Here is an 11,380-nt window from a genome sequence, read left to right as displayed (position 1 = left end):
AGTCAGCATGCCAATCACCGAAGCGCAGCTCCTGCGCATCTACCCCAACGCCAGCCAGAGAGCTGGCGTTTTTGTACCTGCTCTCAACAGGGCGATGCAGCGGTACCAGATCACCACGTCGGCGCGCCAGGCGGCTTTCCTTGCCCAGATCGGGCATGAGTCGGGCCAGCTGAAGTGGGTGAAGGAGATTTGGGGGCCGACGCCTGCACAGTCTCGCTATGAAGGCCGTAAGGACCTGGGCAACACCCAGCCAGGGGATGGGAAGCGCTTCATGGGCCGCGGCCTGATCCAGATCACCGGGCGGGAAAACTACCGGAAGACGGGGGCAGCGCTGGGCGTGCCGCTGCTGGATGCTCCGGAACTGCTCGAGCAGCCGGAGTGGGCCGCGGCGTCTGCCGCCTGGTGGTGGAGCAACCGCGGCCTCAACGAACTGGCCGACGCTGGCGAGTTCGAGCAAATCACACGCCGCATCAATGGCGGATTGAACGGTCAGCGTGAGCGCCTAGAGCTTTGGGCTCGCGCCAAGGAAGTTCTGGCGTGACGTGGTTGGCCAGCAGCTGGAAGCCGCTGCTGTGTGCGCTGCTGCTGTTCCTGTCCGCCGCCGGCGGATGGATATCCAACGGGTGGAGGCTTGGCCAGCAGATCGAGCAACAGCGGGCCGCTTTCCAGGCTGACTTGAGCACGATCAACCTCGCCGCAGCCAAGGCTCAGCAGGAAGCCAACGAACAGCGCCAGGCGCTCGCAAAGGCGATCCAGCAGCAGAGTGCCGCACAATATCAGGAGTACACCGATGCCAAGGCTCAGAACGATCAGCTTCGTGCTGATCTGCTCACTGCTCAGCGCCGGCTGTCAGTCAAGGTCAGTGGTTGCAGTCCCGCCGCCCAAGTGCCCGGTACCGCCAGCACCGGAAGCGTGGGTAATGCAGGCAGTCGAGCCGACATTGACCCGCGATCTGCTGAACGAATTGTCGCCATCGCCAACCGAGGAGACGACGCCATCCGGCGACTGACGGCCTGTCAGGCCTATGTCCGTGTAATATCCGGCGATCCGATAGAAAGGCAGCTAGATGCCTTCGAACGATGACCTGGATACTCTCAGGTTCTTTCCCCAGATCAAGGAAGAGACCGCTAAATGTCCAGCGAGCAGACGACGTTAGAGAAGATTCAATCCATCACTGCAATCGCATCCTCGATCGCGATTCCGATTGTCCTTGCAATCGCGGGCTATGTAGTTCAACGGCAAATTGCCGATGATGGGCTTAAAAAGGACTATGTCGTTATGGCCATGGAGATATTGCGAGAGAAGGGCAGCAGCCAAGATGAGGCTCTCCGGTCATGGGCTCTCGAGGTAGTAACGGCTTACTCTCCTATCAAACTCTCTGCAGAGGCGAAAACTGGTTTCAGGAATTGGGCAATTCCACCGTTGCCAGCAGAAGCAAGACAGGCCCCACCTCCTGACTTCTGTGTTCCAAACTGCGTCGAGGGCCTGCGCCGGCTGCAAGAGGAGGAGCGACGCATATTGGGAAGCCTCGGCAAGGATGAGCCTTAGATCGGCTCGATCAGCTGCGGGCCCTGGTTCCTGACGCTGCCGACATCCGTCGATATGCGGTAGGCCTCGAAGTCCCGCCTTGCTAGGGCGATGGTGTCGTAGGCCAGCTCCAGCGAGGTCTTCGGCGATAGCCAGGTCTTCCACTGCTCAGGCGCCAGGATCACCGGCATCCGGTGGTGCACGGCCGACACCAGCCCTTCGGCCTCTTTGGTCAGCAGCGCGCAGGAGGTGATCTGCTCTCCCTCCGGCGGTGACCAGGTCGACCAGATCCCGGCGATCGCCAGCACGTCGCCGTCGATGGCGTGGTGGTAGTAGGGCTGGTTTACGGTCCGGCCGGCCTTGTTCTCGACCGGCTCCTTTTCGTTCCATTCATACCAGCCAGCCGCCGGCATCAGGCACCGCTTGTGCCGGATCGCATCCCGCCACATCGGTTTGTCCGGCGCTTCCTCGCTCCGTGCGTTGAAAGTCAGCGCCGGCAGCTTGTCCTTCTTCCACCAGAACGGGATCAGCCCCCAGCGGGCAGCCACGACTTCCTGTTCTCCCGCCTCGTTCAGGAGCACCATGGGCACCTGGCTGGTCGGTGCGACGTTGTATGCGCGATCAATCCAGCGCCCGGAGTTCCCCCGCCCGATATGCCAGTACCGCTCCATGGCGGCTTCCTCTGGCGTCACGTATCTCCCGCACATCCCTCGATCCTCAAACCGTAACCCGAATGAAGCCTAGACCGGCGCACCGGACGCAGTCCTCCCGCCCGTCGAAGCGGTCAAGGCAGGAAGGGCAAACCCGGAAGGGGCTCACGCGCGCCCGCTCGCTGAGGCGGTTCGCTCTGGCGGTGTCGCCGGATTCGCGCGCCGCATCGATCGCATCCAGGGCCAGGCGGAAGCAGTCGGGGTCGTTGATTGCCTCGACGTACTTGCCACCCTTCAAGTAGCGGCCGACCTCGACCAGGGTGAAGCGACGACCGTTCTCCATGGTCAGCACCAGGCCCTGCAGTGATCCGGCGAGAAACGTGAAGCCCGTCCCGCTGAATGCTTGGAGGTGCCCGTCATCACCGTGCCGCATCAGCAGCGGCCACTTCGCCCCGGTGAACAGCAGGACCCCACGTGTGGCAGTTCCGACCTTGCACCAGGTGGAATCGAAAACGTCGTACGCGGACGATTGGTGAAACAGTTCGGAGGCTCGCTGCTCGATCGCAAAGGAGTAGGCGCCGGTGATCAGGTCGCAGAGCTCCAGCCATTCGTCGGCGGTTACCACGCCGCGGGCCCGAAGAGACTGGGCGCCATCGGTTAGCGCCTGGCGGTGTTCCTCTGGGTGCGCCATCAGGTCACGCCTGCTGTTCAGTCGCACGTGCCATTGTGTGAGTTCAGGGTGCATGGTGGGGTAGATGTAATGCTGTATGGATATACAGTTTAGGTGAAGCTTGGGAGGGGATGGAAGAGGTGCCCAGAACGGGCGAGACGGGGGTGAGCTCGTACCACTTTTTGTACCAAAACGATGATCTAAAGGGGGATTCAGGGGCTGTGGAAGGCCCTAGAATCCCCTCTAGGGCGCATGTTTAGTACTCCTGCTATTCCGCACATGTCCTTACCGGTTCTCCGTTGGGGATGAAGTGGGTGGCGCCTCATGGAGGCCTTAGGGGATGACCCGTCGATCTGGCGAGAGTTCTATCTGATTTCATTGAGAAAAAATGACGGAGCAGCAGGTGGACTGAGATGGCCGAGAGCAAGACCGCGATGCGCAACGCCCACGCACTCTCCATGTTGCAGGCCCTGAGACGGCTGCAGCAGGCGGCGGAAGTGCACTCCAAGAGCCTGGGTCGCGACGGTGAGCTGACGCCGCTGCAGCTGTTGATCCTGCAGGTTGTGGACCTGGAAGGGGAGATAACCGCTGGTCAGTTGGCACGGCAGGTGGCGCTGTCGCAGTCATCCATTTCCAGCGCGCTGACACGCCTGGAAAGCAAAGGGTTGCTGACCCGTCGGCGCGACGACGATGACCGCCGCAAGCAGTGGCTGAGCCTGGAGGCGGTCGGTCGGCGGGCGCTCAGGAACGGGCCGACGCTGCTGCCCGAGCATGCTTTGGAGCGCTTTGCCGGGCTGCCGGAATGGGAACAGCACGCGATCCTCGCGGGCCTGCTGCGCGCCGCCGAGCTGTTCGAGACGCCGGGAGTGGGCGTCGAGGAAGAAGAGTTCTAGGCTTCAGCTCATCAGCTTCTGCGCAGCCAGCGACAGACTGACTGCCACCAGCATCAACGCGAACAGGCGCTGCAAGGTCGCGCCGCCCAGGCGTACTGCCAGTCGATTGCCGAACAGCACACCGAGCGCGCCGCCCGCCGCCAGGCAGGCCAGCAACGGCAGTGGCGGTTGGGCATGGGTGAGGTAGAGCAGGAAGCCGCCACCGGACACCAGGGCGATTACCGCCATCGAAGTCGCCGTTGCGGCCATCATCGACAGCGGGGTGAACCACAGCAGGCCCGGCACGATCAGGAAGCCACCCCCCACCCCCATCAGGCCGGACAACATGCCCACCGCCAGTCCCACACCCAGCAGTGGGCCGTTGCGCGTCGGCTGGTCGGACACTCGCGGTTGGCTGGACCCCTGCCACATGCGCCAGGCTGACCACAGCACCAGCAGGCAGAAGCCGATGATCAGCCAGGCGTCCGGCACGAACTTGCCCAGCCACTGGCCGACGGCATTGCCTGGCCAGCCGGTGATCACCAGCCAGAACAGCGGCTTCCAGGCCACCTGGCCCTGCCGTGCACGCGGCACCGCGCCGATGGCCGCGGACAGTGCGACGGCGCCGAGGCTGACGCCGATGGCGTCGTGCAGCGGCAGGTGCAGGCTGAGCAGCAGGGGCAGGGCCACCAGCGAGCCGCCGGCGCCGGTCAGGCCCAGCAGCAGCCCGAGGATCAGGCCGATGGCGGAGGATTCAAGCAGCAGTGCATCCATGTCGGTGGTCCGCTCTGGAGGCTGGTCGCGGTCCCATCGATGGACCGCGAGGTGTTCAGGAGTTCTTCTGGCCGCGTACTACGTCGCGCAGGAAGAAACGGTTCGGGTGGCAGGCTTCGGCCACGGCGCGTGCCACGGGCAGCGGTTCGTCGTCGATCCAGGCCGCCAGCAGTTCACCGGCCAGCGGCGCGGTGACCAGCCCGCGTGAGCCATGGGCGCTGTTCAGGAACAGGCCGTCGAGCCAGGGGCAGGGCGTTTCCGGCACCTGGCGCGCGTCCTTGCCGAGCACTGCGTAAGCCTGGGCGAAGGCTTCGCGATCCGCCAGCGGGCCCACCAGCGGCAGGTAGTCCGGGGTGGTGCAGCGGAAGGCGGCGCGGCCCTGCAGCATTACCGGATCGAGCTGGGCGATGTGCAGGCGCTCGGTCAGGTCTGTGGATATCTCCGCCAGCAGGTCGAGGTTGCCCAGGTGTTCTTCCAATGATGGCTCAGTGTCGTCTCGCTTGAATTCGAAACTGGCGCCCAGGGTGTGCTCGCCGTGGCGCGGTGGGGCGACGTAGCCTTCGGCGCAGACCACGGTACTCAGTGCGGCGCTCTCGGCGGTGGCCGGTACGCGGGTGATCTGCCCGCGGATGCGCTTCATCGGCAGCGTCTGGGCCCCGTCGAAGCGGCGCACTTCGGCGGCGGTGGCAAGAATGGCGATGGGCGCGCTGGCGAGTTTCTGCTCGCCGCTCCAGGCGCTCCAGCCATCGGCGTCGCGTTGCAGGCGGACTTCTTCACCGGTCAGCACGCGGATGTTCGGATGCTGAGCGAGATGGCGGCACAGCGCGGGTGGATGCACCCAGCCACCTTCGGGATAGAACAGCCCGCCGGCGGGCAGGCCGATGCCGGCGATGGATTCGGCCTCGGCCTTGCCCAGTTGGCGCAGCAGGGTGGTCGGGAAAGCTTCGGCCAGTTTGCTCTGACGCTGGGTTTCGGCGTCATCGAAGCCCAGTTGCAACACGCCGCAATCGGACCATTCCTCGCCTTTGCGCAGGCGCTGGATCAGCCGTCGCGTGTGGCCAAAACCGCTGACGATCAACCGCGACAGCGCCGTGCCGTGGGCGGACAGTTTGAGGTAGAGCACGCCCTGCGGATTGCCCGAGGCTTCTTCGGCGAGGCCCGAGTGACGCTCGATCAGCGTCACCTGCCAGCCCCGCGCGGCAAGGCTGGCGGCGCTGGCGCAACCGGCCATGCCGCCGCCGATCACCAGCGCTTCGCGCGGGCCATTCGGTCGGGCTGGTCGGCTGTACCAGGGTTTGCCGGCCGGCTGTTCGACGCCGAGGAACTCGCCCTGGGACATCTCCCATTTCTTGCCGAAGCCCGGGGTGCGGCGAATCTTGAAGCCGGCGGCGCCCAGCCCGCGGCGGACGAAGCCTGCGCTGGTGAAGGTGGCGATGCTCGTGCCCGGCACCGAGAGGCGGGCGAGTTGGGCGTAGAGCGCGTCGTTCCACATCTCCGGGTTCTTCGCCGGGGAGAAGCCGTCGAGGAACCAGGCGTCGATGCGCGCGTCCAGTTCGGGGAGGGTCTCCAGCACGTCGCCCACCAGCAGGGTCAGCACCACGCGACCCCCGGCGAAGACGAAGCGCTGGAAGCCGGGATTGATCGCCACGTACTGCTCCAGCAACTGCCCCGACAGGTGCGCCAGCTCCGGCCAGAGGGCAAAAGCGCGGTGCAGGTCGTCCGGCGCCACCGGGTACTTCTCGGTGCTGACGAAGTGCAGTTGCGCATCTAGCGGGGCCTGCGCCTCGAACAGCTGCCAGGCGCAAAGGAAGTTCAGCCCGGTACCGAAACCGGTTTCGCCGATGCACAGGCGCCCGCCAGCGGGCAGTGCGGCGAAGCGTTCGGGCAGGCGGTTGCCGTTGATGAACACGTGGTTCGTCTCGGCAACACCGGACGCAGGGGAGAAATACACGTCGTCGTAGACGCGGGACGTGGGCTGGCCGTTTTCGTCCCAGTCGATCTGGGCGCTGCTGATGTCGGGCATGGGAAGGCAAGGCTGGGAAACGAAGGCGGCAGTTTAGCCGATCCGCCGCGCAGACAGCCTGCGTCACATCCGCTACCTTTTATTCACTTCGAAACAAGGAGAGCTGCATGTTCGAATCCGCTGAGATCGGTCATTCCATCGACAAGGAAACCTACGAGAAGGAAGTCGCGGTGCTGCGCGAGGCCCTGCTCGAGGCGCAGTACGAGCTCAAGCAACAGGCGCGCTTCCCGGTGATCATCCTGATCAACGGCATCGAGGGCGCCGGCAAGGGCGAGACGGTGAAGTTGCTCAACGAGTGGATGGACCCGCGGCTGATCCGGGTGGAGAGCTTCCTGCTGCCCACTGACGAGGAGCTCTCCCGGCCGCCGCAGTGGCGCTTCTGGCGCCGCCTGCCGCCCAAGGGCACCACCGGCATCTTCTTCGGCAACTGGTACAGCCAGATGCTCTATGCGCGGGTGACGGGCGAGATCAAGGACAGCCAGCTCGACGGCCTGATCGGCGATGCCGAGCGCTTCGAACGCATGTACTCCGACGAGGGAGCACTGATCTTCAAGTTCTGGTTCCACCTCTCCAAGAAGCAGCTCAAGGAGCGCCTCAAGGCGCTGGAGAACGACCCGAGCCGCAGCTGGCAGCTCAGCGAGGTGGACTGGAAGCAGAGCGAGGTCTACGACAAGTTCGTGCGCTATGGCGAGCGCGTGCTGCGCCGCACCAGCCGCGACTATGCTCCCTGGTACGTGGTGGAAGGTTCCGATGAGCGCTACCGCAGCCTGACGGTCGGCCGCACCATCCTCGAAAGCCTCCAGGCCGCCCTCAAGCGCAAGGATCGCCCGACTCCGCAGCCTCACGCCGCGCCGCTGGTCTCCAGCCTGGACAACAAGGGCCTGCTGGATGCGCTGGACCTGAGCCTGTCGCTGGACAAGGACCAGTACAAGGAGCAGTTGGCCAAGGAGCAGGCGCGCCTGGCCACGCTGATGCGCGACAAGCGCTTCCGCAGCCACTCGCTGATCGCCGTGTTCGAGGGCAACGACGCCGCAGGCAAGGGCGGCGCGATCCGCCGTGTCACCGACGCGCTGGACCCACGCCAGTACCGCATCGTGCCGATCGCCGCGCCCACCGAGGAGGAGCGCGCGCAGCCCTACCTGTGGCGCTTCTGGCGGCACATCCCGGCGCGCCGACAGTTCACCATCTTCGACCGTTCCTGGTACGGCCGCGTGCTGGTGGAGCGGGTCGAGGGTTTTGCCAGCGACGCCGACTGGCTGCGCGCCTACGCGGAGATCAACGACTTCGAGGAACAGCTGGCGAACTACAACATCGTGCTGGTGAAGTTCTGGCTGTCCATCGACCAGGAGACCCAGCTGGAGCGCTTCAAGGAGCGCGAGTCGATTCCCTTCAAGCGCTTCAAGATCACCGAGGAAGACTGGCGAAACCGTGACAAGTGGGACCTCTATGTGGACGCGGTGGGCGACATGGTCGACCGCACCAGCACCGAGATCGCACCCTGGACGCTGATCGAGGCCAACGACAAGCGCTATGCGCGGGTGAAGGTACTCAGGACCATCAACGATGCGCTGGAGGCGGCATACGGGAGTTCGAAGAAGAGCAAGAAGGACTGACGCTTCAGCTCGCTACCTGTAGGAGCGAGCTTGCTCGCGAAGCTGATCAACGCTGGTGTGAGCGGACCTTGCCCACGATGCTCTTGCTTGTCGTTGGGAATCCAGCGCCGCTTCGGCGGGCGCGCGGACTTCTTGTTTCGCCCCCTCGGGCGACCTGCTTTGGCAAACGCCCCAAAGTAGGCAAAGGTCTTGCCCCGGACATCCGGTTTTTCGCTTGGGGCGAAAAATGCCCTCGTTGAAGCGAAGTTTCAGGGGCACGCGCTGAACGGGGCCGTTCGGAGTGCTCGGGTGTTTTTCTGGAAGTCTTTTTAGAGCCGAAGCGGGGGATTGAGGGCTTTCGTAGGAGCGAGCTTGCTCGCGAACAGGCCCCATTGCGAAATCGGTTCGGGAGCAAGCCCGCTCTTCCAGGGGCATGCCGATGCCAGGCGTGCTGCCGATCTATGCCCCGTTTTTCTGCGACGGCTTCGGCGCACCAATGAGCCGCCCCATCGCCCCGGCAATCCCCATCTCCCGCAGCACCTGCAGCTCACCCTCGGTTTCCACCATCTCCGCAATCAGCGGCAGGTCGATGCTGTTGGAGGCGCGGTACATCGCCTCGATGAACAGGCGCTTGTCGTTGTCCTGGTCGATGGCGCGGATGTAGCTGCCGTCGATCTTCAGGTACGCCAGGCCCAGGCGGGTCAGGTTGCCGATCAGGCTGAAGCGCCCGCCGAAATGCTGCAGGCCCAGCTTGGCGCCGACGTCCTGCACCGACTGGGCGAGCTTCTCCAGCTCGGCCGGCGGCGGCAGGTAGCGTTCGTCCACCTCCAGGGTCATCAGCTGGGCTTCCTGCGGGTGGGCACGGAGAATTTCGAACAACTGACGCAAGGGCTCGGCGCTGCGTACGGTTTCCGCCGAGAGCGACAGGGCCAGTGGCGCTGGCTGCTGGGCGAGGTGGGCGAGGGCGTGTTCGAGCATGGCCAGGTCGAAACGCGCGGACCAGCCGAAGCGCTCGATCCACGGCAGGAACTGCCCGGCGGCGACGGCCTCGCCCTTGGGGTCGAGCAGCCGCGCGAGCACCTTCTGGTGCAGCACCTCGCCGTTCTCGGCGCAGGTGCGCACGGGCTGGAACCACAGTTGCAGCTTGCCCTTCTGCAGGGCGTCGTCGAGCCATTCGCGCCAGGCTCGCGAGTCTTGCGCGGGTTGGCCGCCGGAGCTGTCCAGGCGCTGCCAGGGCCGGTCAGGCGAGGATTGCGCTTGCGCCAGTGCCTGGTCCGCACGGGACAGCACACTGGCGGCCGATTCGCCGGGGCGGAAGGCGGCCAGGCCAAGGTGCGCCACCGGTGTGCTGTCGCTGGCGCCGGTACTGCGCAGGTTTTCCAGGGCGGCGCTGAGCTGGTCGGCAAGCAGTTCGGCGCTGGCGCTGTCGACCCCGGGTGCGAGCAGGGTGAACTCTCCGCCGCGGCTGCGTGCAGCCAGCCAATCTGGGGTGCCGTGCTGCTCGCGCTCACGTTCCAGCAGCTCGGCCACATCTCGGATCAGCGCGTCGGTGCGCTGCCCACCCAGGCGCTGGTTGAGCCCGCCCAGATCGTTCAGGCGCAACAGCAGGAGGTAACCGGCGGCGTTCTGTTCGCTGGGGGACAGCTGTGCATCCAGCCGCGCGTCGAACAGGCGGCGGTTGGCCAGGCCCGAGAGGCTGTCCTGGTAGGCCTCCTCGCGCAGCTTCTCGCTGCGGGTGGCCTCCTCGGCGAACAGTGCCTTGAGCTTGTCGACCATCTGGTTCATCGCTTGCACCACGCGCTTGAGTTCGGGGGTGCGCGGCTCCTTGGGCAGGGTGAGGAATTCGCGCCGGGTGATGGCGTGGGCCTGCTGCACCATCTGGTCCAGCGGCTTGAGCTGGGTACGCAGCAGCCAGCCGCCGAGGATGGCGCTGACCAGCCCGCAGGCCAGCAGCCAGGCGAGGCTGCCCAGCGCGCCGTCCCACAGCTTGGCCAGGGCGAACTGCGGATGGCTGACCACCTCGACCCGTGCGGCCTGTTCCCAGCCGCGCATGATCAGCGCGTCGCCGCCCTGGGCCTTGAGGTTGACCAGCTTGGCGAACCAGGCCGGTACCTTCTGATCCTGGCTGTCGCTGTCACGTTCGACGATGACCTTGCCCTCGGGAATGCTCACCACGCGGATGGTGGCGAAGTAGCCGGAATCGAAGATCGAACTGACCATCAGCTCGATCATTGCCGGGTCGTCCACGTGCGGGGTGAGCGACAGCCCCAGCGCGGTGGCGGCGTCCTGGGCATGCGAGCGCAACTGGCCGATCAGTTGCTCGCGGGAGCTTTCAAGGCTGGCGGCGAAGCTGCCGGCGAAGGCCACCACGAGGAACAGGCAGATCGCCAGGAACAGTTGCTTGAGCAATGACATGCCGGGGTTCTCCTATCGCGTCTCGTCGAGGTCCAGGCCCTCGGCGCGCATCTTGGTCAACAGGTCCTGCCAGCGCGACAGCTTCTTGCTGTCGCCGGTGCGCTTGCCACCGTTGGCGCCGGGCAGCCAAAGCCCCTCGGCGTTGAAGGCGTAGACGGGCAGGAGGTCCTTGCGCTGGGACGCAGGCTTGATCTGCGGGATCAGGTTATCCAGCACCAGCGGCTCGGCAGTGGGGGAGGCGTAGTAGGTGAGCACCATGTGCGCCTGGTTCTGCTGCAGCGCCTTGACGTAGGTGATGCGCAGCTTGTCGCTGGCGACGCCGAGGCGGCGCAGGGTGACGAACTTGGCGATGGAGTAGTCCTCGCAGTCGCCGGCGCCCTTGTAGAGGGATTCCACCGGCGTCGCCCAGTAGTCCTCCTGGTGCCAGACGGTGCGGTCGTCGGTGAATACCAGGGCGCCGTTGAAGAAGGCATTGACCGCCTTGAGCTTGGCCATCTCGTCGAGACTCTCGCTGTCGGCGATCAGGCGGCCCCAGGACTCGATGCGGGTCTTGGCAGTGCCGAGGTTGCCGTAGCGCTGCTCGGCGTTCTTCAGAATGGTGTCGAAGTTCCAGGCGGCGGTGGCGGTGAGTGCGAGGAGCGCGAGCAGCAGAGCACCGGCCCGCAGACACAGCGGGCTGGCGAACAGCCAGAGGGCTCCTCGGGGTGGCTGCATCGCCAGCGCTCCATGTGGGATGTGTGGAGTCTAGGCGCTCTTCGAGAACTTGCGCTGGCGTATCGCCATTGAGCGCAAAGCCCCGTCCCACGGGCCTTGGAGGCGAATCTGACAGAATTGTCATTTAAGGGTCAGCATCCGGT

Annotated in this window: 11 protein-coding genes; 5 read left to right on the top strand and 6 right to left on the bottom strand. The window is 65.2% G+C overall.

The window, feature by feature from the left end:
* Positions 1–7: 7 nt before the first annotated feature.
* Genes ACKI1H_RS26925 through ACKI1H_RS26915 form a run of 3 tightly spaced genes read left to right on the top strand, consistent with a single transcriptional unit; the run spans position 8 to position 1,548 of the window.
* On the top strand, positions 8–541 hold the full coding sequence (locus ACKI1H_RS26925) for a glycoside hydrolase family 19 protein (RefSeq protein WP_440466863.1): 534 nt from the start codon (positions 8–10) through the stop codon (positions 539–541).
* The gene (locus ACKI1H_RS26920; protein ID WP_440466862.1) at positions 538–1,083 is read left to right on the top strand and encodes a lysis system i-spanin subunit Rz; all 546 of its coding nucleotides are present in this window, start codon (positions 538–540) and stop codon (positions 1,081–1,083) included. The genes ACKI1H_RS26925 and ACKI1H_RS26920 overlap by 4 nt, the downstream gene beginning before the upstream one ends.
* A 48-nt stretch (positions 1,084–1,131) precedes the next feature.
* A complete protein-coding gene (locus ACKI1H_RS26915) occupies positions 1,132–1,548 on the top strand; it encodes a hypothetical protein (protein WP_440466861.1) in 417 nt (138 codons plus the stop codon).
* Here ACKI1H_RS26915 and ACKI1H_RS26910 read toward each other — a convergent pair.
* A complete protein-coding gene (locus ACKI1H_RS26910; RefSeq protein ID WP_440466860.1) occupies positions 1,545–2,234 on the bottom strand; it encodes an SOS response-associated peptidase in 690 nt (229 codons plus the stop codon). The two genes, ACKI1H_RS26915 and ACKI1H_RS26910, sit on opposite strands and share 4 nt — an antisense overlap.
* Positions 2,235–2,244: 10 nt before the next feature.
* Complete coding sequence (locus ACKI1H_RS26905) at positions 2,245–2,868, bottom strand: hypothetical protein (RefSeq protein WP_440466859.1); 624 nt, start codon at positions 2,866–2,868, stop codon at positions 2,245–2,247.
* Between the two features lie 392 nt (positions 2,869–3,260).
* On the opposite strand from ACKI1H_RS26905, the gene ACKI1H_RS26900 reads away from it, so the two are divergent.
* Entirely contained in the window at positions 3,261–3,740 is a 480-nt protein-coding gene (locus ACKI1H_RS26900) for a MarR family winged helix-turn-helix transcriptional regulator (RefSeq protein WP_138520348.1), read from the top strand.
* 3 nt (positions 3,741–3,743) lie between these two features.
* Here ACKI1H_RS26900 and ACKI1H_RS26895 read toward each other — a convergent pair whose 3' ends face one another.
* Positions 3,744–4,493: a sulfite exporter TauE/SafE family protein gene (locus ACKI1H_RS26895; RefSeq protein ID WP_138520349.1), complete on the bottom strand. Its 750-nt coding sequence runs from the start codon at positions 4,491–4,493 to the stop codon at positions 3,744–3,746.
* Positions 4,494–4,548: 55 nt separating this feature from the next.
* Entirely contained in the window at positions 4,549–6,516 is a 1,968-nt protein-coding gene (mnmC, locus tag ACKI1H_RS26890) for a bifunctional tRNA (5-methylaminomethyl-2-thiouridine)(34)-methyltransferase MnmD/FAD-dependent 5-carboxymethylaminomethyl-2-thiouridine(34) oxidoreductase MnmC (protein WP_440466858.1), read from the bottom strand.
* Between the two features lie 107 nt (positions 6,517–6,623).
* Here mnmC and pap point away from each other — a divergent pair, with 107 nt between their 5' ends.
* Entirely contained in the window at positions 6,624–8,129 is a 1,506-nt protein-coding gene (pap, locus tag ACKI1H_RS26885) for a polyphosphate:AMP phosphotransferase (protein ID WP_280055931.1), read from the top strand.
* Between the two features lie 438 nt (positions 8,130–8,567).
* Here the strand turns inward: pap and lapD are convergent, their stop codons facing one another.
* Positions 8,568–10,523 carry a cyclic di-GMP receptor LapD gene (gene lapD / locus ACKI1H_RS26880; RefSeq protein WP_440466857.1) on the bottom strand — a complete coding sequence of 652 codons (1,956 nt, stop codon included), beginning with the start codon at positions 10,521–10,523 and terminating at the stop codon, positions 8,568–8,570.
* 12 nt (positions 10,524–10,535) lie between these two features.
* On the bottom strand, positions 10,536–11,237 hold the full coding sequence (gene lapG, locus ACKI1H_RS26875; protein WP_138520353.1) for a cysteine protease LapG: 702 nt from the start codon (positions 11,235–11,237) through the stop codon (positions 10,536–10,538).
* Positions 11,238–11,380: the final 143 nt, after the last annotated feature.

Origin of the sequence: Pseudomonas sp. YH-1, assembly GCF_051990045.1 — a bacterium.
Taxonomy (GTDB): domain Bacteria; phylum Pseudomonadota; class Gammaproteobacteria; order Pseudomonadales; family Pseudomonadaceae; genus Pseudomonas; species Pseudomonas nicosulfuronedens.
The sequence above is the reverse complement of the archived record's forward strand: the minus strand, read 5'-3'. Positions and strand labels throughout refer to the sequence as shown.

Coding starts and splice junctions, on each gene's coding strand:
- ACKI1H_RS26925 (WP_440466863.1), top strand. CDS start 8: ATGCCAATCACCGAAGCGCAGCTCCTGCGCATCTACCCCAACGCCAGC.
- ACKI1H_RS26915 (WP_440466861.1), top strand. CDS start 1,132: ATGTCCAGCGAGCAGACGACGTTAGAGAAGATTCAATCCATCACTGCA.
- ACKI1H_RS26910 (WP_440466860.1), bottom strand. CDS start 2,234: ATGTGCGGGAGATACGTGACGCCAGAGGAAGCCGCCATGGAGCGGTAC.
- ACKI1H_RS26905 (WP_440466859.1), bottom strand. CDS start 2,868: ATGGCGCACCCAGAGGAACACCGCCAGGCGCTAACCGATGGCGCCCAG.
- ACKI1H_RS26900 (WP_138520348.1), top strand. CDS start 3,261: ATGGCCGAGAGCAAGACCGCGATGCGCAACGCCCACGCACTCTCCATG.
- ACKI1H_RS26895 (WP_138520349.1), bottom strand. CDS start 4,493: ATGGATGCACTGCTGCTTGAATCCTCCGCCATCGGCCTGATCCTCGGG.
- mnmC (WP_440466858.1), bottom strand. CDS start 6,516: ATGCCCGACATCAGCAGCGCCCAGATCGACTGGGACGAAAACGGCCAG.
- pap (WP_280055931.1), top strand. CDS start 6,624: ATGTTCGAATCCGCTGAGATCGGTCATTCCATCGACAAGGAAACCTAC.
- lapD (WP_440466857.1), bottom strand. CDS start 10,523: ATGTCATTGCTCAAGCAACTGTTCCTGGCGATCTGCCTGTTCCTCGTG.
- lapG (WP_138520353.1), bottom strand. CDS start 11,237: ATGCAGCCACCCCGAGGAGCCCTCTGGCTGTTCGCCAGCCCGCTGTGT.